This window comes from Burkholderia sp. 22PA0106 (genome assembly GCF_047497155.1).
Taxonomy (GTDB): domain Bacteria; phylum Pseudomonadota; class Gammaproteobacteria; order Burkholderiales; family Burkholderiaceae; genus Burkholderia.
Map to the genome: position 1 here is coordinate 1341964 of NZ_CP163162.1, position 24124 is coordinate 1366087.

The following is a 24124-nucleotide window of genomic DNA, read 5'->3' on the forward strand; positions in this document are numbered from 1 at the left end:
GTCCACTTTTCCCTTTTTGAAACGGAGCAATCAAGATGGCTTTCCCTACCGCAGTCAACAGCCAGATCACCGATTCGGTTTCCCAGGCCAACACGGAGGTCGTCGGCGCGGCGCCGGCGGTCGCGATGGGCAACCTGTTCGTCGCGACGGGCCAGGCGTTGTCCAATGCCGCGCACAACGCGACCAACAACCAGAACCAGTCGTACGTGACGCTGCAGACGGCCACCACGCAGGGCGTCTCGACGCTGTTCGGCATCGACACGGCCACCACCGGCGTGGTCAGTCGCCAGATCCTCGGGCTGGTCTGACCGTCCTTGGGCGCCACCCGTTACCGCCATTGCCGTGAGCCCGGCGTTCGCCGGGGGCCGTCGTCATGAGCGTGGCCGAACCGGACGGGCTGCAGATCGGGTTGGCGCCCTCCACCGCGATGGCGATGTGCTACCTCGCGATGGCCGACAGTCTCGCGCTGGCCATGTCGAACGCCGTCGCCTGTCAGCAACGTGGCCAGGTGCTCGGTGAAGCGGCGCTGGCGCAGGTGCTTGCAAAAATATTGGCGTCTGCCGCAGGCAAGTAGCCGCGGCGACGGGTCCACCACATCAAACGGAAATCGACATGAGCGACGTGCCCGACACTGTCAACAGTCAGATCATCGATGCCAACGCCAGCATCGTCACCCTCGCCACGGGCCAAGCGCCGGCCCAGGCCTTCGGCATGCTCGACGCGGTGTTGCTGGAAACGCTCGGCATTGCGATGTACAACGCGGTGAACCGGCAGCAGGGCTCCGGCATGATGAGCGCGGCCGCCGTGACGTCGGCCTGCGCGAAGATGCTGAGCGTGCCGTTCGACTTCAAGCCACCACCACCACCACCCGTCGTGCCGCCGCCGAGCGTCGAACCGCTTCCCGGCCCGCCGCTCGCATCGGACCCCGCTGCCGTGGTGGCCGCGGCGAACGCGCAGGCGCAGGTGGCACTGGGCGTGCTGCAGGCCGAGGCGCAGCAGGCCCAGAACACGGTGACGCAGGCGCAGCAGGACATGCAGAACCTGTCGGCCAGGCTGCAGGGCGGCACGCCGCCGTCGGATGCCGGCGGCTCGGGCAATGCCGGCGGCGCGAGTGCGCCGAGCCCCGCGCCCGCAGCCGCCGATACATCGGCGAAGCAGGGCGATTCGGCGGACGGCGCCGCTCGCGGCGCATCGCCCGCGTAACGCACATCGGCACGCCCTGCGAGGGCGAGCGCGCGGTCATGCCGATGCCACGTTCGCATTGAATGCGCGGCATGCGGCGATCCACTCAAATTACGGAGTTTTCGATGAGTCTCTCCAACGTCAACGCTCAAATCGTCGATGTCGTCAATCAGGTGCAACTGGCGACGATGAGCCCGCAGGTGGTGCTGACGAGCGGCGCAGGCAAGGCCTATCAGGCCGTGGCGCAATCGTCGGCGATCGCGATCCAGGACGCCACCGATGCACTGCGCAACATCGCGACGATCGCCACCACGGCGGCCGGGGTCGCGATGGCGCAACTGCTTGCCACGGGCGACCCGAAGTACGTCACCGTGTTGCAGCAGGCACAGTCGATGGTCAGCGCCGCGTCCACCGATTTCGGCCAGATCAGCAGCACCGCCTCGGCGCTGCTCAAAGAGTTTCCGGCCGGTTGACCGGACGACGACGGAGACGCTCCCATGACACTGAGTATCGCTGCGAGCCAGATCCAGCAGCCCTCCCGGCTTTCCGCTTCCGCGCGTGCATGCCTGGGCCTGATCGACGGCGGGATTCCCTGGCTGCAATGGGCGATTCAATCGCCGGCGCAGCATTTCAGGGTGCCCGACGAAACCCGGATGCTGTGCGAGGTACAGCAGGGCCTGCACGGCGACCCCTTGTGCCTGCTGCCCGCGGCCGGATTGCTGGTTAGCCCGGCCAAGCTGATGACGATGGACGAAGCCGACCTGCGGACGTTGATCGGCGTCGAGGCGCATGGCGAGGGGCAACCGGACGCCGTGCTCGACAACCAGCTCGCGAGCCTGGTGGCGCGGCATCGTCTGGTGCGCGGCCCCGACATCGCGGTGTTGCAGGCCTGGCTCGGCCAGTTGGGCATCGCCGCTCATCCCTTGTTCCAATGCCTGTCGATCGACGACGCGGCTGCGCTGATCGATCTGATGCGCGCCTCGCCGAGCGTGACGAGCGTCGAGGCGGATGACGCCGGGGACGCGCCGGGCTCGCCGTCGGCCACCGTGGCCGCCGCCGCGTTCGCCGCGCGGGAGGCGCGCTCGCCGATGGAGTTCGTCGACTACATGCGTTTTTATCAGGTGCTGTCGGCGCGCAATCTGGCCGCGCAGGCCCAAGCGCTGTTGCAGGTCACGCTGCCGGAACTGTTCGGCAGCCTCGAGTGCCCGCAATTGCATGGCCTGCCTTCTCCCGACACGGTGGTGCAGGTCGTGCGTAGCTGGTATGCGCAGTCGCGTCAGCTCGGCTTTTCGCGGCTGTCGCTCGGTGCGCTGCGCATGGTGCAGCGCACCGGTTATCCGGGCGGCGGCGAAGCCGAGGTGAGAACCGCGTTGTGGCGTTACATGACCTCCGCGCAGATCCTCCTGTCGTCGATCCAGGATGTCACGGCGCGAATGGGACAGGACGGTCGAACCTGCACTTACGAACTGAAGCGCGGCACGCAGAGCGCGGTGCTCTGCCTCGACAAGCACGGCGTGATCTCGCTCGACGATTTCGTGGCGGACACCACGCCGACTACGTTGCCGGGCGGCGCATCGGGCGCAGCGGGAGCAGCGGCCGCACAGGCCGCCGAACCGAATGCAGCCGGCGCCGTAGCCACTGCGCCCAACAGCCTCGTGCTTGGCAACGCTGCCTGACTCCTTCCACTTTCCGGACTGCCATCATGCCGAACGCCCGCTCAACCAACCCGACCCCGCCGCCGTCAGCCGCCCCCGCGCCTGCCGTGCCGGAGCCCTCCGCCGCGAATCCATCGGGCGACGCCACGGACCCCTATGCCGTGATTGGGGCCGCGACCCGGCGCGCGCAAGCCGCCATGGCGCTTGCGCAGCAGCTTGTCGCGTCCAACGTCGAGCAGTGCGATGCCGCGGTGCAAGACGCGATGCATACCGTCCAGCAGCAGATCGACGCGGCCATGAAGGCGGCCGAACTGGGCGTGGCCGATGCGATGCGCGACGCCCATGCGGCGACCACCACCGATGCGGACCAGAGCGCCGGCGCGGCCGAGGCGGCCGTGCAGCGTGGCGTGCGCAGTGTTCAGGACACCGAGGCTGGCGTCGCCGGCGGAACGGGGCGGCGCCCCGACCCGACCGCCTGAGTTCCCGCGCGCCTCGCGCTCGTTCGGCCGATGCGGGGCGGCGACACGGTCGCACGTCGCGCGTGACGAACCTGGACGATGTCGTCGAGGCATCGGCGGCCACCCGGTTTTTCGCGCCTGCGAAAGCTGGCGTGATTTCCCATTCGATCAGGATGTCGAATGGATTTCATGGAGTAGGACGCACCGGGGAGGGAGGCGGGATGCGCACGCCCTGTCCTGGGGCGAAGCCGTTCTCGCCAACCGCATTCCGCGACGTATTCGCATTCCGGGACTGTGCGATGCGGCTGGCGCGAGCGGAATCACGGGGCCGAATAATGAAGACGCAGTTGGAGTACACCAACCCGGGGCGGGCCGTTGCCGAGACGAGTGCGCTGCTGAGGCCGCTCAACCTGAACGAACTGGAGTTTCTCTGGCGCGACGCGGCGGCGCAGGGTTGCGGGAGCCGCGGGTTTCTCTCGTCCCTGATCGAAGGTCTGGCTGCCTGGCTTCCGGTGGGCGAGATCACCCTCACTATCGAGCCGGGGATCGTTCGGCAACATGGGGGGGCGGGGGACGGGTTGCCCGAGTCCTGGTCGGCCAGCGGCGCGGCGCGCCCGGGTGAGGCGTTCGCGGGACGCACGGGTGACATATTCGAATTGCGTTTTGCCGGCCGCCGGCTCGGCACGCTGCAGATCGTCTGGCGACTCGGGGCCGGGGCGGACGCCGCCACCGCGGCGTTGATCGTCGAACTGGTGCGGCGCTTGCGCTGGGTTGCGCTACGCTATCTTTTCCAGGCCGCAAGCTTTGGCCCGATGTCGCGTTCGACGCTCTGGATCGGCGCCGGTCACGCGATCCAGCGCCTGACCGAGCATTTCGAGGTCGCGGTGCGCAGCCATTTCCCGGTATATATCGCTGGCGAGTTCGGCACCGATCCGAGCTCGGTGGCAGGCATGTTGCATGTGTTTCGCTGCGGATCCGATGCCCCGTTCGTCGAGATCCTGGGCGCGCATCCCGAAGGCACGCCGGCCGAGTGGTTCGCCCGAGCCAAGGGCGGCACGCTCTACCTCAACGGCATCCAGGACATGCCGCCCGCACTGCTGTGCGAACTGCCCGCCTATTTGCCTTCGCGGCTCGGCCAATGGGCGAGGTCGCCGGCGAGCGCCGACACCTGCCACTTCGTCTCGTCGGGGCTGTTGCGGGCCGAGCAACTGATGGACCGGCCCGGGTTTCCGCGGGCGCTGATGGCCGAACTCAGCCTGGTCGAACTGCATGTGCCGCCGTTACGGGAGCGTGCCGACGACCTGCGCGCGCTGTTCAACCATGTTTGCCAATGCGTGGGCCACGATATCGACCTGCAGTGCGACGAGGCGGTCTGGCAGGCCCTCGAGCACCACGCCTGGCCGGAGAACCAGTTCGAACTGACTCGACTGGTGGCGCAACTGGCGTTGTATGTCCAGAATCGTCGCGTGCGGCTCGACGATCTCGCGTCGTGCGCGCCCGCGCTTGCGCCGCTGCCTGCCGAGGCAAGCGAGGCGGGCATCGATGGCGACGCGCCGTCGCGGCAATCTGCGGTGCCGGAGGCATCGCTCGGGGCGGTGGCGCATGACGTGCCGGCGGCATCGGTGCCCGAAGCGCGGCCGGGCGCATTGGACGAAGCAGCCTACGCGCCGCGTTCCGACACGCTGGACACGGACCACGACGAGGCATCGAGCGCGCCGCTCACGGCGTCGTCCTGGGCGTGCCATGTACTGGAGAGCGAGCCGGGTGCCGGGTTCGACCTCGATGTGGCCTTGCCGCGTGCGCTGGTGCGGGCCTTGCGTCATCTCGCGGCGCATTACTGCGATCCGCTGACACAACCCGACCTGGCAGCTGCGGCATGCACCAGCGCTTCGCATCTGACCGCGCTGTTCCGTCAGCACCTCGGCGTCAATTTCAAGACCTTGCTGCAGCACATGCGGGTGCAGCGCGCGCGGCACCTGCTTTGCGAATCGCCCAGGATGCGAGTTTCCGACGTGGCCATCGTGCTCGGATTTGCCGACCTGAGCCACTTCGAACGCTGCTTCAAGCGCATCAGCGGGTGCAGTCCTCGCGAATACCGGATGCAGTTCGCACCGTGACGCATGCGCCGCCGGTGCAGGCGGCCGAAATCAGCCGCCCGCCGGGCGGCGCGGCATGCGCCTCAAGGCGCCGGCGCGGCGAGCGGGTTGGCGATGGTCGTGACGTCGTCGCAACTGAGCATGGGCGTGACGCCGTCGTAGTAGAGCCACTCGGTTTCGCTTTTGGAGATCAGCTTCGTTGGCGAGGGGCGAAACACCATATTGAAGGGTGCCGAAAAGCTGACCAGATTCGGCGTGTTCTGAATAATCTTCTGAACCCAGCCTTCGCCGTGGTCATAGAGCGCCTGATAGCTGGTGGCGACCGAAACGAACGGGTTGCCCTCGATGCCTTCGGCCTGGGAGCCGTACGAAGTCTGCTTGAGCGCCCATTCGTTCAGGGCGGGTGGCGACAGCATCGGAAAACCACCGGGATGCGCCTGGCGCATGCGCGACAGCCAGTCGCGAGGGACGGCGGCATTGCCGAATCGATAAAGGATCACGTGGTTCGGTCTTGCGGGATCGAGGGTATAGGTCTCGCCGTTGGCGGTGATTGGCGAGAAATTTTTCGGCGCGGGCATGGGCGGTTCTCCTGGTCGGATCGTCGTGAGTGAGCAAGCGAGACGTTGATACGAAGCTCAGTCTATGAATGACATGGGAGGCTGGCGCGAACGAAACGATGAAGAATCGGCCGGCGGCGGGGAAGCGTGTGGCGCCTGCTGGCGAGATGCGGCGGAATCGATGAATCGGGGAGGGGGGCAGCGCATCGGTCATGCGCGTCCGGGTACCGGACGGGCATGCGGCGCGAGAATGGTGTCAATCGCCGGTGCCGTGACAGGGGCGCCGACCCGGCCGAAAGCGGCGGCGATTTCGCGTCGAAATCGCAATCGCAAGACAGAGGAAAGCACCTCACCCGCTTCGAACCGTCGCATAACGCGACGGGTTTTACCTCAAGAACCCGCGCGCCATGGCAAACCGCGCATTGTGACTATCCGTATATCAGGTTTGTCTGATTGACCCTCGATCCGCCGATCCATAGCGTATCGCTCAGTCCCCATTGAGCGCCGCGTGGCTCCCACCGGCGATGTGCGAGTCGATCGGAAGCATGAATAAAAATAACCATCGCCTGATATTCAGCCGTGTACGCGGCATGTTGATTGCCGTCGAGGAGACCGCCAGTGCGTCGGGTGGCGCCGGCCGAGGCGAAGGCACGCGGCGAGTGCCGCCTGCCTTTGCTCGCTTCGCGTTGCGTCAAGTGACGTTCGCCGTGCTGATCGTGGCCGGTGCGATGCCCACATGGTCGAACGCGCAGATCATCGGTGGCGGCGTGCACGCTCCTTCGGTCATCCCCACGCAAAACGGCCTACCCCAGGTCAACATCAATAAGCCCGGCAGCGCGGGCGTCTCCGTCAATACCTATCACCAGTTCGACGTACAAAAAACCGGCGCAATCCTCAATAACTCGCCGACGATCGTCAACACGCGGCAAGCCGGCATGATCAACGGCAATCCGAATTTCGGGCCGAACGATGCCGCGCGGATCATCGTCAATCAGGTCAACAGCAACAACCCGTCCTCGATTCGGGGATTCGTCGAGATCGCTGGCCGCAAAGCCGAACTCATCCTGTCGAATCCTGCCGGTTTGCAGATCGATGGCGGCGGGTTCATCAATACCTCACGTGCCGTTTTGACAACCGGCGTGCCGCAATACGGCGCAGATGGCTCCGTGGCCGGATTCAACGTGAATCGCGGCCTCGTCACGGTGGCGGGCGCCGGGCTGAATGTCGCGAACATCGATCAGGTCGACCTCATTGCCCGGGCCGTCAAGGTGAATGCCGCTATCTACGCAAAAAAACTGAACGTGATCGCGGGCGCGAATCACGTCGATCACGCCACGCTTGCTGCGGCCCCGACTCACGCCGACGATGCCACGTCTGGCGTGGCGATCGACGTGGCGCTGTTGGGCGGCATGTATGCGAACCGCATTTTTCTGGTCGGCAACGCGAACGGTGTCGGCGTGGCGAGTGCCGGGACGATTGCCGCTGAAGCGGGCGACCTCACGCTGCTGTCGGACGGCCGACTCGTTCTGACAGGGAAAACTACCGCCAGCGGCAACCTCAGTGCGAATGCGAGCGATATTCAGAACACCGGAACGATGTACGCGCAACAGAACGCGAACCTCGCCGCCGATACCGTCGCGAACAGCGGCACGCTCGCCGCGCAACAGGACCTCGGCATCAACGCGGGAACATTGGCATCGACCGGCGCGATCGGTGCAGGGGTGAACAGCGAGGGCGCAGTCACGCAAAGCGGCAACCTGCACATCGCCACGACGGGCCGGTTGAATGCCACCGGCCGGAATCTCGCGGGAGGCAATGCAAAGCTCGCGGGCGGCAGCGTTGATCTTGCCGGCGGCCAGACCATGGCCCATGGCCGCCTGGAGATAAACGCCGATGCCGGCGATCTCGACGTGTCGAACGCGACAACGAGTGCCGGACATTCACTCACCGCCACCGCGTCGGGCGCGCTGCTCAACGACCACGGCAAGCTATCGAGCCAGGGCGGCGCAGCGTTGACGGCAGGCACCCTGTCGAACCAAGGCGGCACGGTGTCGGCACAGGGGCCGCTGTCGGTTCGCACCTCCGGCGCGATGTCGAATCGGGACGGCACGCTGGTGTCGCAGAACACCACCGACGTGGCTGGCGGCGCGATCGACAATCGGCAAGGCATCATCCAGAGCGCGGGCCACATGAACGTGGTTGGCGCGTCGCTGCAGAATAGCGCCGGGCGCGTCACGTCCCTCAATAGCGATGGCCTGTCCGTCTCGACCAGCGGCCTGCTGACGAACACAACAGGCTCGACCGCGAACGGCCCGCAAGGCGGTGTGATCGGCGGTGATGGTGACGTCACGGTACAAGCCGGCACCCTCGCCAACCAAGGATCGATCAGCGCTGCTGACGATTTGAACGTCGGCGCGCAGTCCATCGACAACGGTGGTGGGTCACTGACGGCTGGTCGGAACGCATCGATCGATGCCGGTTCACACCTGGCCAACGCATCCGGCAGCATCGCTGCCGGCGCATCGGCACAGGTTCGCGCGACCAACCTGGACAACCGTGCTGGTTCCATTCAGGGTAGCCGGTTGTCGCTGTCGGCAACCGACCTCGCGAACCACTCGGGCACGATCACGCAAACCGGCACGAACCCGGCCGACATCGCCGTGTCCGGCACGCTCGACAATCGCTCGGGCACGGTACAGACCAATAGCGCCGATCTGAGCCTCACGCCGGCCACGCTGATCAGCGACCACGGCAAGATCCTGCATGCCGGCAGCGGGACGTTGACCCTCGGCACCGGCGCGTTGTCGAACCAGGGCGGCTTGATCGCGACCAACGGCGCGCTGGCGCTGACCGCCTCCGCCGTGTCGAATCGAGCAGGCGCCCTCTCCGCGCAGCGGCAAGCCATGCTCGGCGTTCGGTCGCTCGATAACAGCGCGGGTGGTTACATCGGCGCCGATCGCGTCACGATCCAATCTCAAGGCGCGATCAACAACACTAGTGGTGCGATCGAATCGAATCATGCCTTGACGATCGCGGCCGACAGCCTGGTGAACGACGGCGGTGCCGTCAAGGCGCTCGGCACGGATGCGTTGTCCGTGACTACTGCGAATGCCTTGCGCTACGACGCAGACAACGACACGACTGACGGGAAAAGCGCTGGCAAGAAGCCGGCGTCGCGTTGATCTCGGCGTCGAATGGCGTCGATCGCCGGTGCGGCGACAGCGTCGCCGGCTTGGCCGAAAAAGGGCGCCTATATTCGGGTCGAAGCCGCGACGGTTCGCCGGCATCGGTAAGACCGGCGCTTGCCTCGCATCACGCACAGCCCGCCGCCGTGGTCCGCCTTTTCATGTCGCAATATATTCACACACCTCCCGAATTAATCCCCCGCCATTTATTCCCCAACAATTCCCCCCAATCCCCATTGCCGGTATAATCGCGCCGAAATCAGACACCGGGAAGCCGCGCCCGAAAAAAACCAAGCCGTTATCAGGCCGACAACAACATGGATGACGCATGAACATGAGCGATTTAATTCAGGCCATCCAGGGTGGGCTGATTCAGCAGGACCGGCTGATCAAGGTGGACATCCCGGCCCTGCCGGCCAATACCATGGTGCCTCGCCGGGGGCTGGCCACGTCGCGGCTGGGCCGCGAATTCAGCGTCACGCTCGACCTAATTTCCACCGCGGGCGATGTGGAACTGAAAACGCTGATCGCCCAGCCGATCACGCTCTGGATTCAGCAGGCCGATAAATCGTATCTGCCGGTCAATGGTTACATTCATACGGCGCGTCGGCTTGGCGCAGATGGAAGTTTTACCGTTTATCAACTCGGTTTCGCTTCATGGATGTATTTTTTACGCTTTCGAAGCGATATGAAGTACTGGCAGGATAAATCGGTCGATCTGATTATCACCGACGTATTCAATCAGCATCCCCAGGCGCAAGGTTTCTTTCAGTTCGCCCTGTCCAAGCCGCTGCCGTCGCGCTCGTACTGCCGGCAGAGCGAATCCGACTGGAATTTCGTCCACCGGCTGATGGAGGAGGAAGGGCTGTTCGGTTTCTGGCGTCAGGCCAAGGACGGCAAGTCGCACACGCTGGTCGTGACCGACGACCTCCACCAGCTCGACGTGGCGTCGCCGAACCCGGTGCCGTTCTACCGCGCGGGCACCGGCAGCGAAACCGACGCGTTCACGCAATGGGGCGGCGCGCGCACCCTGCAGAGCACCGCGCACACCACCCGCACGTTCGACTACAAGGCGCCGGCGGACCCGGCCAACCCCAAGGGCACGACGCTGCCGACCATGACGGGCCAGGGCGATCTGCCCCAGCAGGCCGAGGTCTACGAATACACGGGCGCCTATACCTATTCGAAACAGGACCGGGGCGAGCACCTGTCGAAGGTCCACCTGGAAGAATGGGAGTCGCGGGCGAAACGGTTCTTCGCGGCGGGCGGCGTGCGCGGCATCGACGCGGGCCTGCGCTTCGATCTGAACGGGCATCCCGAACATGACCGCGATCCGTCGAACCAGCGAGAGTTCGTTGCGATCTCAGTTCAGCGCTGTATCGAGAACAACCTGCCGCTGTCGGACAAGGAAGCCAGCTTCCCGCACAGCCTGCAGGCGGCCGTGGCGCAGGCCAAGGCCGGTTACGCGGGCGCCCCGGTGCCGCACGACGACGGCTCGGCCGGCTTCTATCTGGCCGAAGTCGAGGCGCAGCGCACCACGGTGCCGTATCGCAGCCCGTTCGAGCATCCGAAGCCGGAGATGCACCTGGAGACGGCGATCGTCGTCGGGCCGCAGGGCGAGGAGGTCTACACGGACGAACTGAATCGCGTGAAGGTGATGTTCGTCTGGGATCGGCTGAATCCGGGCGACGAAGGCGCGTCCTGCTGGGTGCGCGTGGCGCAGTCGGACACGGGCGGCGGCTACGGCGGCGTGCACATGCCGCGCGTGGGCGAGGAGGTGATCGTTGGCTACGTGGGCGGCGATTGCGACCGGCCGATCGTGCTGCATCGCGTGTACAACGGCTCGGTGAAGCCGCAGTGGCACAGCAACGGCATCCTGTCGGGCCATCGCTCGAAGGAATACGGCGGCAGCGGCTACAACCAGATGGTGATGGACGACGCCACCGGCCAGAACCGCCTGCAACTGATGAGCAGCAGCGCGAATAGCATGCTGCATCTGGGTTACCTGATCGATCAGAGCGGCAATTCGCGCGGCGGCTACCTGGGCAGCGGCTTCGACCTGCGCACCGACGATTACGGCGCGGTGCGCGCGAGCCAGGGCCTGTACGTCACGACCTATCCGAAGGCGGCGAACACCCAGCCGCTCGACGTGAAGGAAACGCAGCAACAGCTCGTCAACGCGGAAAGCATCGTCGAATCGATGTCGGACGCCAGCGTCCAGCATCAGGCCGAAAGCCTGCAGGATGCGCACGACGCGATGCGTGCGCTGACCGACGCAACCCAGAACACGGTGGCGAGCGCCGCCGCCTCGGGCGGCAACACCGCTGGCGGCGGCACCGGCAGCGCGAACGCGTTCCGGCAGCCGGTGATGGTGTTCGGCAGCCCGGCTGCGATCGGTTTGTCGTCGCAGCAATCGATCCATGCCGCCGCCACCGAGCACATCAACCTGGTGAGCGGGCAGAGCACCCACGTGGCTGCCGGCAAATCGCTGATCGCGAGCGTCGGCGAGAAGTTGAGCCTGTTCGTGCAGAACGCGGGCATGAAGCTGTTCGCGGCGAAGGGCAAGGTGGAGATCCAGGCGCAGGACGACAACATCGAACTGACCGCGCAGAAAACCCTCAAGCTGCTCTCCGCGACCGAGAAGATCGAGATCGCGGCGGACAAGGAAGTGCTGCTGACCTCGGGCGGCGCGTATATCCGCCTGTCGGGCGGCAACATCGAGATCCACGCGCCGGGGAAGATCGACGTCAAGGGCGCGCAGCACCTGTTCGCGGGGCCGGCCAGCCAGGGTTACCCGCTGCCCGCCGCGCGGCCCGACCAGCCGGGCCAGCTCAACCTGCTGCATCAGTACGCCAACGGCGAGGCCGTCAAGGGCGGTCAGTTCTCGGTGTTCGACGCGAACGGTTCGCTGCTGCGCAAGGGCGCGCTCGACGCCAGCGGGCGCACCACCGTCAGCGGCCTGCCGCCCGGCGCGGCGCAGGTGCAGTTCGGCACCGATCCGCGCGACCCGTCGCAGCCGGCCAATTACTTCAAGAGCGTGCAGTGGCCGCTCGCGCCCTCCACGGGCGGCAGCGCCGCGGCCGGTTCGCAACTGGCCTCGCTGTTGCCGGCGGCGGGCGGCGCGGCGGCGGGGGCGGCTTCGCTCGCGTCGTCGGCGGCCGGGCTGGCTTCAGCGGGCGCGAGCCTGGGCGGGGCGACTTCCGCGCTGTCGGCGGTCGGCAGCGCGGGCTCGATGGCCTCGGCGCTGGGCGGCGCCGGCTCGGCCGTGGCCGGCCTGACCGGGGCGTCCGGTGCCTCGGGTGCATTGGGCAGCGGCGTGAGCAGCCTGCTCGGGGCGGCCGGCAAGAACGTCTCGCAACTGGGCAGCCTGGCCTCGATCGCCTCGAACCCGCTCGCCGCCGCACCGGGCATGGTGAGCAAGCTGCTGCCGTCGGCCGGCGCGAGCCCGATGGCGGGCGCGGCCCAGCAGGTGGGGTCGCTGGTGCAGTCGGCGCGTGGCGCGCTGCCTGCCATCAAGGGGCTGGTCTGATCCATCGCAGCGACAAGCACAACCATCGCAGCGATAAGCACAACCGACGATAAGAAACCGATAACGATGAGCACACCGTCCACCACCGCGCCGGCCGCGCCGCAGAAAAGCCACGAAACCAAGGTCGCGATCATGCCCTTGGTGACGATCGCCAAGGAAGACGTCGGCAGCGCGCTGGACAATTTCGACCAGTGGCTCAAGAGCGTCAGCGACGGCTACGTCACGCTGGCGCGCGTCGAACAACTGGCCAGCTATATCCCGGTGGTCTCGAACATCATCTCGGCCGTTGACGTGGTGATGGACATCAAGCGGCTGATCGAGTCCCAGCACAAGGATGTGTTCGATTACCTGAACCTCGGCATCGACCTGATCGGCATCATCCCGATCCCGCCGGTGATGGGCGAATTCCGCATGGGCGCGCGGCCGCTGCTCAAGCTGGCGCGTCAGGAGCTCGAACGCAGCGCGGTGGCGGTGGCCGAAGGCGGCGCGCAGATGATCGCCGATGCGGTGATCTCGGTGCTGGTCTCGCACCTGAGCACCAAGTTCGCGGGCGAGATCGACGCCTTCGTCCAGCAGGTCAAGGCCAAGCTGCAGCAACTGCTCGACGATTGCGCGAACCATGCGCATCAACTGCTCGAAGGGCTCGCGCAGATCTTCGAGAAGGCCGCCTCGGGCGCGCTGTTCGACACCGCCGGCAACGAGCGGGCGGCCGCGCAGCATCTGAAGCAGGCCGGCGACGGCTTCACCGCGCACGACGCGAGCAAGATCGCCCACAGCCTGTGGTCGTATCTGGAGGACGGCGCGAAGGAACTCGTCAAGGATACGGCGAACGTCGCCACCAAGGCGGCCAACCTGGTCTCGCCTTCCACCAACGCGAAACTGCGAGAGTTGGCGGCCACCGCGCGCGGCGCGATCCCGATGGTGACGGCGAAGATCAAGGGCTTGAATAGTTCCGATGTGGGCGGCCTGATGTGGCTGCTCAATGCGCTGACGATCGCGGTGGAGAAGTGGCGCGCGCTGAAGGCCCATCGCGGCCAGGTGGTCGGCATCAAGGAAGCGGGCACCGTCAAGGCCGAGCTCAAGAAGACCGAAGGCGAACTGGAAACGATCGCCAGCCAGGCGGCCGCCAAGCACCCCGGCGCGAACACCTGCAAGACCTGCGGCGGCGGCGCGGCGGCGGGCCGCTCGCCGTCCTCGATCGGCTTCGCGCTCGGCGACGAGTTGTTCGCGCACGAGGATTTCTCGCTGCCGGGCGTGCTGCCGATCGTCTGGCTGCGCACCTACCGCTCGTTCCTGTCCGCCTACGACGACGGCGAACTGGGCGCGCGCTGGGTCACGCCGTACACGACGCGCCTGGATATTCGGGAGGCCGAACAAAAGCTCGTGTATCACGATGCGACCGGCCGCAGCCTCGACTACCCGCTGCTGGCCGCCGGCGAATCGCACGACGATTTCGGCGAGGAACTGACGCTGTCGCGGCTCGACGATCAATGGCTCGCGCTCACGCGCGGCCACAAGCTGATCGAGGTGTACGAGCGGCATGCCGACGTGTTCCGCCTGGCGTTCCTGCGCGACCGCAACGGCAACCAGATCGTGCTGGTGTACGACGAAGCCGGGCGGCTCGCGCGCGTGGCCAACGAGCAGGGCAGCGTGCTGCTGACCCACGACGCGAAAGGGCGGCTCGCCAGCGCGCTGCATATCGATGCCGATGGCGAGAAGCTCGGCGCACTCGCCAGCTACCACTATGACGAGCAGGGCGACCTGATCGCGGCAGTGGATCGCGACGGCAATCGCCGCGAATACCGCTATCGTCACCATCTGATCACGCGCTACACCGATCGCACCGGCCGGGGCATGAACCTCGAATGGGACGGCACCGGGCCGAAGGCGCGTTGCGTGCGCGAGTACGCGGACGACGGCAGCTACGAAACGCGCCTCGCCTGGGATCCGAACATCCGGCTGGTGCAGGTCACGGACGGCCTCGGCCGCGTCACGAGCCATTACTACGACATCGACGGTTACACGTACCGCGTGATTCAGCCGGACGGCCTCGAGGAATGGTTCTATCGCGACGCGAATCACAACCTGACCCAGCACATCTACCCGGACGGCAGCGTCGAACGTTTCGGCTACGACGCGCGCGGCAACCTGATCGCGCTCACGCACCGCAACGGCAGCGTGACGCACATGACGTACGACGGCAAGGATCAACTGATCACGATCGTCGATCCGCAGGGCGCACGCTGGCAGCATGCCTATGACGACGCCGGCAACCTCGTCAGGCAGACCGATCCGCTCGGCCACGAAACGAAGAACACCTACGACGGCAAGGGGCAACTGGTCGCCGTGACCGATGCGCGGGGCGGCACGCGGCAGCTCGCCTACGACGACGCGGGCCAGCTTACCGGCTACACCGATTGCTCCGGCAAAACCTCGCAATGGCGCTACGATGCGCGCGGCCGCGTGCTGGAAAGCAAGGACGCGGCGGGCGGCGGCGCGACGTTCCGCTATGGCGCCAACGGACAGTTGACCGCAACCGAATCGGCGGCCGGCACCGAGCGTTTCGACTACGACGCCGAAGGCCGCCTGCTGGTGCATACCGACCCGATGGATCGGGCGACGCGCTACAGCTACGACGTGGCCGGGCGGCTCGCCACGCGCCGCAACGCGCTGGGCGAGACCATGCAGTACCGCTACGATCCGCTCGGCCGCCTGTCGATGCTGACCGACGCCAACGGCGCGAGCCATCGCTTCCGCTTCGATGCGGGCGGGCGCTTGCTGGAGGAGACCGGCTTCGATGGCGTGAGCACGCGCTACGTCTACGCGCCGACCACCGGGCGGCTCGTGTCGTCGCAGGTTGCGCAGCAGATCACCGAGGTCGAATACGACGAGGCGGGGCGGCTCGTGCGGCGCGTGGCGGGTGACGAGGACGAGCGCTTCATGTACGACGCCAACGGGCGTCTGGTCGATGCGCAGAACCGCCACGGCGGCATTCAGCACTTCTTCGACAGCGCCGGCAACCTGGTGCGCGAGCACCATGAGCATCGCTGGCAAGGCCGGCGCCGCAGCTACGTCTGGCGTCATGCCTACGACGAGAACGGCACGCGCATCCGCACGGTGCGCCCGGACGGCCATCGCATCGACTGGCTCGTGTACGGCTCGGGACATGTGCACGAGATCCAGCTCGACGGCCAGGAACTGATCCAGTTCGAGCGCGACGACCTGCATCGCGAGGTGCAGCGCACGCTGGCCAACCGCGTCGGCGAGGAGACCAAATACGATCCGGCCGGCCGGCTCGAAGCCCGCACGGCGCAGCGTCTCGGTGCACGGGCGCCGTTCATCGATCGCGGCTATCGCTACGATCCGGCGGGCCATCTCGCGCAGATCGACGACAACCGCAAGGGCGTGAGCACCTACCGTTACGACCCGGTGGGCCGGCTGGTGGAGGCGCTCGCGCCGGCCGGCAACGAGCGCTTCGCGTTCGATCCGGCCAGCAACCTGCTGGATACGCCCAACCCCGAGCAAGCGCGAACCGGGCCGACCATCCTGAGAGGCCCCGACAACAGCTTGCCGGCCGCGGTCTCGCCGGTGCTGGGCAATCTGCTGACGACGTACGCGGGCAGCCACTTCAGCTACGACGAGCGGGGCAACCTCGTGGAGATGCGCTCGCCCGAGGCCCATCATCGCTACGACTGGGACGGTTTCGGCCGCTTGACGGGCGCGAGCGTGGCGGGGGCGCAGCATCATCACGAAGCGAAGTACTACTACGATCCGTTCGGCCGACGGATCGGCAAGGACGTGGACGGCGAGCGGACCGTGTACGGATGGGATGGCCAGAAGCTGGCGTTCGAGAGCCGCGCGGCGGGCGGCACGCATTACCTCTACGAGCCTTACGGCTTCGTGCCGCTGGCGCAATTCGCGACCGCGGCGGTAGAGGGCATCGACACGCCCGAGTGGACTGCCGAGCATCGCTACACCCCGGAGGACGATCCGCTGCTGGCGTATCGCGAGGCAGCGGGGCCGGCGACGGTGTTCTACTACCACTGCGATCAGATCGGCACGCCGAAGCTGATGACGGATCAACTGGGCGAGATCGTCTGGGAGGCCGAGTACAAGGCGTGGGGCGAGGCGGCCGAGGTGATCGCGCGCGTGTCGCAGGCTACCGGCGGCGTGGTGCACAACGCGCTGCGTTTCCAGGGCCAGCAATGGGACGAGGAAACCGGGCTGCACTACAACCGCTTCCGCTACTACGCGCCGCGGATGGGCCGCTATATCAGCAAGGACCCGATCGGCTTGTCGGGCGGCGCGAACGCGTATCTCTACACCGTGGTGCCGACCGGGCAGGTCGATCCGTTCGGGTTGAGCCCGACCTGGTGCGACAAGTCCCAGCGCTGGCGCGAGAGCGACAACGGCCAGTTCCGTTCGCGGCCGACCGAGCTGATGAAGACGCAGCCCGATACCGCGTTCTTCTGGTCGGGCCGGACCAATGGCGTGGGGGGCATGGACCCTGCCGCCGAAATCGCCAAGGCCAACGGCGGCACCACGCTGGAAATGTTGCTCGCGCAACAGAAAGTCCAGATGCCTGCCTGGGACGCCAATAATCCGACCGTGGTCAACGAGTGGGGGCAGATGTCGAAGGCGTATGCTCAGGGCACATGCGGCCTGGTGCGCGGGGTGATCGGCAAGGAACTGCGGCCGGGCAATGTCTGGGAAGGGTACGAAAAGGGCACGTTGATGAGCAATCCGAACGTCAAGACGATTCAGACCATCGACCCGAGTACCAAGGAAGTTACGACTATTTTTCAGAGGTAAGCGATGAGCTTCGTTGTCACTCACGTTTCGCGCGGCGATATTCTTCTGAGCAAGGGCTCGCAGCAGGCCCGGGTGCTGGGGGAGGGGTTGCTGGTGTCCAAGCCGGGTGATCCGGCGTTTGTGGTGTATCTGAATTCCATCAACGAGGTGGAATCGGAAGGGAAGAAGGCGCCGGTGAGCGAGGCGGTTCGGCAGGAGATCGTCGAGGCGATCAAGGGGTATTTCGCGGGGAAGGGGATGGGGGTGGATTTCGAGTGAGGGCCGCTGGTTTCGCCGCATCCCGGAGGATGACGTTGGCTTGAGCACACGGGGCCGTTATGTCGAATGACAATTGGCAGGCTGTTGATAGCGAAGCATCCATCGACGAGTTTTTGAAAATAGCGGGTCACTTGCACGACTCGTGTGTTACGTCCGTTGAGTTTGCGGGCGGCCGGTTTGTGGACGATCAGGGAGCGATGCATTGTGGTCCTGATGATCGGGCAAGCGTGATCCTGAAATTCGATCGTCAGTCTGGAATGCGGAGCGTAATGAAATGCGTTCTCTCGTTCGGTGGGGTGTCCTTCTTCGATTTCGACCATTACGCGGACGACGATGGGATCATATTTTCATGCTCGGTCTCGCTGGTTGATGGCTTGCTGAGCTTCAGATGCAACCCGAGCTATGAAAGGCCTACGCCGGCGGTGGACGCCAAATCGTTCAGGTACAGGGTGGTTCGGTAGGGGTTTGACCGTGATGGTCATCATGACAATCAGAAAAACCATCAGGCCTCGCTGCCCACAGTCGATCAGGAAGCCTTATTGATGCAAAACGCCTGATCCGCGCACATTCCACCGAGAAACCACGCCGGCGTATGTCCACGTCAATTTGCGCATAATTGATCCCGTCAAGCAGGCCGCGCTCGCGCCACGCTTCCAGGAAGCCTTGTGGGAAGCCGGCAGCAAGATCCTGTATTTCGGTCCTGTCGTTCAGATGCGGGAAGGAGATGAAATTGTTGCGTCGAGCAGGTTAATCCGCAGTCGATTTCGGTCAAAAAAAGATATGGTGAGAGACGAGATGCCGCGACGCGGCAGACGTCGGTTCACAGGGTCCTCTCTTGCAATATCATAGCGACACGTGTCGGTGGCGCGTTCGTTGTTGTAATCGCTGGCAGCGGACCACGATCGCTTTCGATGCCTAGAGGATGGCTACAACCGGCCCTGGTCGCTCTCCTCGCCAATGTATACAAAGGGCGCCGTCCCTATGAGAGAACGCCCTGCGGGGCATGACGTGAACAAAAACTAGGCAGCACATGAACTTGACTGATTTGATTCAGGCGCTTCGGGGCGGGTTAATCCAGCAAGATCGTCTACTGAAGACGGACGTTCCGTCACTGCCCGACAACACGCTCGTACCGCGTCGTGCTGTGACTTATTCCGAGCTTGGCCGTGACTTCAGTGTAACGCTCGACTTGGTGTCGACGGCCAGCGACGTTGAATTGAAAACCCTGATTGCTCAGCCGATGACGCTGTGGATTCAGCAGGCGGACAAGTCCTACTTGCCGATTAACGGCTACATCCATACGGCTCGCCGACTCGGTGCCGAGGGCAGTCAGACAAGCTATCAATTAGCGTTCGCCTCGTGGATGCACTTCCTCAAATTCCGTCGCGATATGCGTTATTGGCAAGACCAGAGCGTCGACGCCATCATCACGGACGTATTTAATGCGCACCCACAGGCGAATGGGCGGTTCCAGTTCGTGTTGTCGAAGCCGTTGCTGTCGCGCTCGTACTGTCGCCAAAGCGAATCCGATTGGAATTTTGTCCATCGCTTGATGGAAGAGGAAGGGCTGTTTGGCTTCTGGAGGCAAAGCAAGGACGGTAAGTCGCATACGCTGGTCGTGACCGATGATCTGCCTGCGCTCGATGACATCTCGGTTAATTCCGTTAAGTTTTACAGGTCTGGCACGGGCAGCGAAGTGGACGCGTTCACGCAGTGGTCGGGTTCGCGGACATTACAGAGCTCGGTGCATACGACGCGTACGTTCGATTACAAAGCGCCGTCGTCTACCTCCAATCCGAAAGGAACCACACTGCCCACCATGGCTGGACAGGGGGCTTTGCCGGAGCAGACGGAGGTCTACGAATACACTGGTGCCTACACGTATGGCCGCCAGGATCGCGGTGAACATCTCTCCAAAATTCGCTTGGAGGAGTGGGAGTCGCGCGCGAAACGGTTCTTTGCAGCGGGTGGCGTGCGTGGCATCGATGCCGGCTTGCGATTTGAATTGAACGGTCATCCGGAGCACGATCGCGACCCAGCAAAACAGCGTGAATTCGCTGCGATCAAGGTTCGACGTTTCATCGAGAATAACCTGCCGTTGGCGGACCACGAGGCCAGTTTTCCCCATAGCTTGCAAAGCGAGTTGGCAAAGGCCAAGGCGGATTATCTCGGCGGAGTCGTCAATCACGCGGACGGTTCGGCGGGCTTTTACCTCGTGGAAGCCGAGGTACAACGTACCACGGTGCCGTATCGTAGCCCGTTCGAACACAAGAAGCCTGAGATGCACCTGGAGACGGCGATCATCGTAGGTCCGCAGGGTGAGGAGGTATATACGGACGAACTGAACCGGGTAAAGGTGATGTTCGTCTGGGATCGACAGAATCCAGGCGACGCGGGTGCTTCGTGCTGGGTCCGGGTTGCGCAATCGGATACGGGCGGCGGCTATGGCGGTGTGCATATTCCGCGCGTCGGCGAAGAGGTCTTGATCGGCTATGTCGGAGGAGATTGCGATAGGCCGATAGTTTTGCATCGCGTGTACAACGGTTCGGTCAACCCGCAATGGCATAGCAACGGGATTCTTTCGGGTCACCGTTCGAAGGAGTATGGCGGCAGCGGCTACAACCAAATGGTGATGGACGACGCGACCGGCCAGAATCGCGTCCAACTGATGAGCAGCAGCGCCAACAGCTTGCTGCATCTGGGTTATCTGATCGATCAAAGCGGCAATACGCGTGGTTCGTATCTTGGATCGGGTTTCGATTTGAGGACGGATACGTACGGCGCCGTGCGCGCCTCGCAGGGGCTGTTTGTTACGACCTATTCGAAGCCGGCCAATAGCCAGCCGCTCGACGTCCGAGAGGCGCAACAGCAACTAGTCAACGCGGAGAGCGTGATCGAGGCCATGTCGCAGGCCAGCCAGACGCATCAGGCCGAAAGCCTCGACGAGGGGCACGACGCGCTGAAGGCGTTCACCGACGCGACGCAGGACAGCGTGCAGGGTGCGCAATCGGGTGGGCGGACCGCGGGCGGCGGCACTGGAAGCGCGAACGCGTTCAAGAAGCCGGTGATGCTGGTGGCGAGTCCAGCCAGCATCGCGCTGTCGACGCAAAATTCCCTGCATCTGTCGAGCGACGAGCAAACGAATCTGGTGAGCGGGCAGAGCACCTTCGTCGCGAGCGGGAAGTCGCTGGTGGCGAGCGTCGCGGAGAAGATCAGCCTGTTTGTGCAGAACGCGGGGATGAAGCTGTTCGCGGGGAAGGGCAAGGTCGAGATCCAGGCGCATTCGGACAATATCGAAGTCACGGCGCAGAAAGCGATCAAGGTGTTGTCCGCCACGCAGACGATCGAGGTGGCGGCGCAGCAGGAGATCCTGCTGACGTCGGGCGGGGCTTATATCCGGCTCAAGGGCGGCAACATCGAGATTCATGCACCGGGGGCAATCGATATCAAGGGGGCGCAGCATACGTTTGCTGGGCCGACGCAAATCGACTATCCGCTACCGCTCGCGCCGACGTCGCGCGGCAAGGCCGCCCTGCTTTACCAGTACCACGACGAATCGCCTGTACAAGGCGCCAAGTTCACCATTCACTACCACGACGGCGGCACCTACTCGGGCACCGTGGACAACCAGGGGGTGGCCGATCTCAGCAACGCGCCGTCCGGAACCGGCCGCATCGAATTGGGCGAGGATAGCCGCCCCTACGAACTCAAGGCGACGGAGAAAAATCCGGCCTTCAAGTCGGATTGGGACGACTACGACATGCAGGCTTCGCTGGAGCGGATGCAGGGAGGTCAGGCATGAGTTCGAGCTGGATCAGCCAGGCCGCGTCCCAGGTCGGCGGCTATCTCTGGCGCGGCGCGACCGCAGTGAGCGATACCGTGACGGGCGCCGTGGCCGGAGAGTTTTCGCAAAAGCGCAATACCGGCGCGATCATCGTCGATGCAGTCGTCAGCATGTTCCCCGTCGCGGGCGAAGTCACGGCCGCACGCGATGCGATCGCCATTACGCTGCGCCTGTGCTGCGACCCGAAGGACCGCGACAACGAGTGGGAATGGGTATCGTTGGTGCTATGTCTGCTCGCCGTCGTGCCCGTGGCGGGAGGTTTGCTCAAGGGCGTCGGCAAGCTGTTGATGCGGGCCGCCGAGAAGTCAGAGGATCTGGTCAAGCTGTGCCAGGAAATCCTCGCGCTGATCCGCAAGGCTGGTTTCGGCGATGCGGTGCAATGGTTCAGGAAGCTGGATTTCGCTCAGTATCAGGGGCTCGTGCTCAAGGCGTTCGGGACGTTGCTCGACCGCATCGGCAAGTCACTCAACTTCATCCTGAACCGCTTGGGTTCCGTCATCCCGACACGGGTAGCGCAATATCTCCGGTCCTTGTTGCCGAAGCTGGATGAATTGCGCAAGCTGGGCGACACCCGGATCGTGCAGGGTATAAAGAAGTTGACGCAGTTGCTGGACGAGGTGCGCAGCCATCTGGTCACGGGAACTTGGGCGGACGTGAGAGTTGGTCCGGGCACTAGCCGGGCAATGACTGAGGAGGCACGGCTTGCGCATGCTGCCGAGCAAACGAAGAGTTTAGGTCACAGGCCGGCTGGCAAGGAACATTACGTCCCTAAAGAGGGGTGGCCCGATCTATCGGAGTTGAAGATAAACGAAGCAATTGGGACATTCAGCGTGAAAGCCCCTATTCAGGCGATTACGCGTACGCCGGGTGAGCTCATGATTCGCGTGGTAGATAGCCGAAGGCTGGATAAACCGTGGACAATCCCCGGGAAGTTCTGGGCCGATAGCCTGGCGCCTAACGGGACCGTCTGGCGCAATCAAAGTGCAATCAAGCATGAATGGAGCATGAATGGCAGTTTTGCGCAGATGAAGGTGCCGACGCGTGAGGCCATGGAGAAGCTCGGTATCGACGTACCGAAGGACTGGGATGGGATGCGTCTGTGGGCGGGACGCATTGCAGAACAATGGGACGATGAAGGTACGGAGGCCACGATGCGCTTGCTGGTGGGCGGCGATGTCCAATTTTTTGTGGATTTCAAACATCCATCCAACAAGCCGGTGGAGGCGTGGATCCAAAAGATGGTCAAAGCCGAGCGGACGCACTGGACCGATGTGCGTTTGCCGGATGAAGCCAACGCGCGTGCGCTCTATCTGAAGGAACACGAACGATCGGCCAAGATCAGGCAGGAAGGTTATGCACTTCGTGCCGGTGCCGATGTGGGTAAACAATCGTCAAAAGAATCGAATCCATGATGCTGAATACGCTAACCATGACTGACGAGCAGGCGCGTGACGCGCGATCGAAGGCATTTTATCTGCTGAAAAAATGGACGAGCGTGACGTTCCTGAGGAATGCCGTCGATCTATACAGGGATTTTTTGAGCGCCTATGCAAGACAGTTGGATGCGCCGAGCCCGAATCAGCAGGAGCTGGAGGATGCATACGTCACTGATTTTCTGCCTGCATTGGCACGGATGGATGACGGTATTGAGATTTTATCGAAGGGGGGCGATAAGCGATCGGCCTATGGTCTTCTCATAGCAGGCAGTGAAAAAGGCGGCGAGCTTTTGTTCGGTCGGAGTGCCCACGAGATAGGGCGAACGTACGATCCCTTCTTTCATGCGCTTGGTTTAAGGGATTCAAGGTATTCGGATTTCGACTATGCGGCCGGCTACGCGGAGGGTGCCTGGATTGAAGAATTGAGTTGCAAAGCACTCAATTGCACGATCGGGTTTGATTTTTCCGAATATCTTTCTTATGGAAAGCGTGCCGATGGGGGGCGTCGCATTTTCAGACACTGGACATACGAATCGTTGTTTCAAGACCACGTTTTTCCGGCCTGGCGATATTGGCCTCCGGGGCGGAGTTATCCGGCGAATCTCGACGCCTGCCCGCCGAACAATGAATCGAGTGCAGGCGAGGTCGGTAGCGGAGAGGAGATACCGGTCGAGGGTATCTGGGAACCATGGTTTCCAGGCGACGAAGTTGGCTGCCCGAGCTACTTCCTCAAGGGCAGCAGCGCTCACACGTATTTATTGGAAGGCACGAACGACGAGTACGACGTGCGCTGGCGCTTGCTATGGGAAGACACGCGTTATCGGGACGGTACCCTCCCCGAGGAAGAGTCGACCTACTTCCCCCAACCCGTCGCACCAACGAGTCTGCGAGCCTTGCCCGGGGAAACGTGTCCGCGTACCGGTCGTTGGCAAAGTCCGGCTGTGAAGGATTCGGTTCATGTCGAAGCCGGAGAGCCGATGCCAGGCCCTCGCCACACCTCATGGGGCATGGTCATTTGGCACTATGCGGATCCGCAACCGCAGGCCTGAATCTCTCTGGAATATCGCTGCATGGCACGCGCCCTGGGCCCGAAATGATGAGCCGGCTTTCCG

At 64.1% G+C, this 24124-nt stretch carries 15 protein-coding genes; 14 read left to right on the top strand and 1 reads right to left on the bottom strand.

The genetic code is table 11. The features are described from left to right. Window positions 1-35: 35 nt before the first annotated feature. The 7 genes from AB4850_RS05850 (at window position 36) to AB4850_RS05880 (ending at window position 5412) form a co-directional block, all read left to right on the top strand. Window positions 36-308, top strand: coding sequence for a RebB family R body protein (locus AB4850_RS05850; RefSeq protein WP_414441658.1), 273 nt, complete (start codon window positions 36-38; stop codon window positions 306-308). A gap of 65 nt (window positions 309-373) precedes the next feature. Next, entirely contained in the window at window positions 374-574 is a 201-nt protein-coding gene (locus AB4850_RS05855) for a RebB family R body protein (RefSeq protein WP_414441659.1), read from the top strand. Between the two features lie 38 nt (window positions 575-612). Then, window positions 613-1203, top strand: a complete 591-nt coding sequence (locus tag AB4850_RS05860; RefSeq protein WP_414441660.1) for a RebB family R body protein — start codon at window positions 613-615, stop codon at window positions 1201-1203. Window positions 1204-1307: 104 nt separating this feature from the next. After that, the gene (locus tag AB4850_RS05865) at window positions 1308-1655 is read left to right on the top strand and encodes a hypothetical protein (RefSeq protein ID WP_414441661.1); all 348 of its coding nucleotides are present in this window, start codon (window positions 1308-1310) and stop codon (window positions 1653-1655) included. A 24-nt stretch (window positions 1656-1679) separates the two neighbouring features. Further along, on the top strand, window positions 1680-2858 hold the full coding sequence (locus AB4850_RS05870; RefSeq protein ID WP_414441662.1) for a hypothetical protein: 1179 nt from the start codon (window positions 1680-1682) through the stop codon (window positions 2856-2858). A 26-nt stretch (window positions 2859-2884) separates the two neighbouring features. After that, entirely contained in the window at window positions 2885-3316 is a 432-nt protein-coding gene (locus AB4850_RS05875; RefSeq protein WP_414441663.1) for a hypothetical protein, read from the top strand. Between the two features lie 314 nt (window positions 3317-3630). Further along, window positions 3631-5412 carry a helix-turn-helix domain-containing protein gene (locus tag AB4850_RS05880; RefSeq protein ID WP_414441664.1) on the top strand — a complete coding sequence of 594 codons (1782 nt, stop codon included), beginning with the start codon at window positions 3631-3633 and terminating at the stop codon, window positions 5410-5412. A 62-nt stretch (window positions 5413-5474) separates the two neighbouring features. Here AB4850_RS05880 and AB4850_RS05885 read toward each other — a convergent pair whose 3' ends face one another. Next, window positions 5475-5969: a hypothetical protein gene (locus AB4850_RS05885; protein WP_414441665.1), complete on the bottom strand. Its 495-nt coding sequence runs from the start codon at window positions 5967-5969 to the stop codon at window positions 5475-5477. 524 nt (window positions 5970-6493) lie between these two features. Here AB4850_RS05885 and AB4850_RS05890 point away from each other — a divergent pair. The 7 genes from AB4850_RS05890 to AB4850_RS05920 all read left to right on the top strand — a co-directional run bounded on the left by AB4850_RS05890 (window position 6494) and on the right by AB4850_RS05920 (window position 24061). Beyond that, window positions 6494-9130, top strand: a complete 2637-nt coding sequence (locus tag AB4850_RS05890) for a filamentous hemagglutinin N-terminal domain-containing protein (protein ID WP_414441666.1) — start codon at window positions 6494-6496, stop codon at window positions 9128-9130. 331 nt (window positions 9131-9461) lie between these two features. Continuing rightward, window positions 9462-12662 (top strand): type VI secretion system tip protein TssI/VgrG, encoded by a 3201-nt coding sequence (gene tssI / locus AB4850_RS05895; RefSeq protein WP_414441667.1) that lies wholly within the window; start codon window positions 9462-9464, stop codon window positions 12660-12662. A gap of 66 nt (window positions 12663-12728) precedes the next feature. Further along, window positions 12729-17474, top strand: a complete 4746-nt coding sequence (locus AB4850_RS05900) for an RHS repeat-associated core domain-containing protein (RefSeq protein WP_414441668.1) — start codon at window positions 12729-12731, stop codon at window positions 17472-17474. Between the two features lie 3 nt (window positions 17475-17477). Beyond that, window positions 17478-17732, top strand: a complete 255-nt coding sequence (locus AB4850_RS05905) for an Imm74 family immunity protein (RefSeq protein WP_414441669.1) — start codon at window positions 17478-17480, stop codon at window positions 17730-17732. Window positions 17733-18762: 1030 nt separating this feature from the next. After that, the gene (locus AB4850_RS05910) at window positions 18763-21534 is read left to right on the top strand and encodes a type VI secretion system Vgr family protein (protein WP_414441670.1); all 2772 of its coding nucleotides are present in this window, start codon (window positions 18763-18765) and stop codon (window positions 21532-21534) included. Beyond that, complete coding sequence (locus tag AB4850_RS05915) at window positions 21531-22988, top strand: hypothetical protein (RefSeq protein WP_414441671.1); 1458 nt, start codon at window positions 21531-21533, stop codon at window positions 22986-22988. The genes AB4850_RS05910 and AB4850_RS05915 overlap by 4 nt, the downstream gene beginning before the upstream one ends. Beyond that, window positions 22985-24061 (top strand): Imm72 family immunity protein, encoded by a 1077-nt coding sequence (locus AB4850_RS05920; RefSeq protein WP_414441672.1) that lies wholly within the window; start codon window positions 22985-22987, stop codon window positions 24059-24061. The genes AB4850_RS05915 and AB4850_RS05920 overlap by 4 nt, the downstream gene beginning before the upstream one ends. Window positions 24062-24124 lie beyond the last annotated feature (63 nt).

What these genes read in the sequence shown, in the direction of transcription:
- AB4850_RS05850 (WP_414441658.1), top strand. Translation starts at nt 36, where the DNA reads ATGGCTTTCCCTACCGCAGTCAACAGCCAGATCACCGATTCGGTTTCC.
- AB4850_RS05855 (WP_414441659.1), top strand. Translation starts at nt 374, where the DNA reads ATGAGCGTGGCCGAACCGGACGGGCTGCAGATCGGGTTGGCGCCCTCC.
- AB4850_RS05860 (WP_414441660.1), top strand. Translation starts at nt 613, where the DNA reads ATGAGCGACGTGCCCGACACTGTCAACAGTCAGATCATCGATGCCAAC.
- AB4850_RS05865 (WP_414441661.1), top strand. Translation starts at nt 1,308, where the DNA reads ATGAGTCTCTCCAACGTCAACGCTCAAATCGTCGATGTCGTCAATCAG.
- AB4850_RS05870 (WP_414441662.1), top strand. Translation starts at nt 1,680, where the DNA reads ATGACACTGAGTATCGCTGCGAGCCAGATCCAGCAGCCCTCCCGGCTT.
- AB4850_RS05875 (WP_414441663.1), top strand. Translation starts at nt 2,885, where the DNA reads ATGCCGAACGCCCGCTCAACCAACCCGACCCCGCCGCCGTCAGCCGCC.
- AB4850_RS05880 (WP_414441664.1), top strand. Translation starts at nt 3,631, where the DNA reads ATGAAGACGCAGTTGGAGTACACCAACCCGGGGCGGGCCGTTGCCGAG.
- AB4850_RS05885 (WP_414441665.1), bottom strand. Translation starts at nt 5,969, where the DNA reads ATGCCCGCGCCGAAAAATTTCTCGCCAATCACCGCCAACGGCGAGACC.
- AB4850_RS05890 (WP_414441666.1), top strand. Translation starts at nt 6,494, where the DNA reads ATGAATAAAAATAACCATCGCCTGATATTCAGCCGTGTACGCGGCATG.
- tssI (WP_414441667.1), top strand. Translation starts at nt 9,462, where the DNA reads ATGAACATGAGCGATTTAATTCAGGCCATCCAGGGTGGGCTGATTCAG.
- AB4850_RS05900 (WP_414441668.1), top strand. Translation starts at nt 12,729, where the DNA reads ATGAGCACACCGTCCACCACCGCGCCGGCCGCGCCGCAGAAAAGCCAC.
- AB4850_RS05905 (WP_414441669.1), top strand. Translation starts at nt 17,478, where the DNA reads ATGAGCTTCGTTGTCACTCACGTTTCGCGCGGCGATATTCTTCTGAGC.
- AB4850_RS05910 (WP_414441670.1), top strand. Translation starts at nt 18,763, where the DNA reads ATGAACTTGACTGATTTGATTCAGGCGCTTCGGGGCGGGTTAATCCAG.
- AB4850_RS05915 (WP_414441671.1), top strand. Translation starts at nt 21,531, where the DNA reads ATGAGTTCGAGCTGGATCAGCCAGGCCGCGTCCCAGGTCGGCGGCTAT.
- AB4850_RS05920 (WP_414441672.1), top strand. Translation starts at nt 22,985, where the DNA reads ATGATGCTGAATACGCTAACCATGACTGACGAGCAGGCGCGTGACGCG.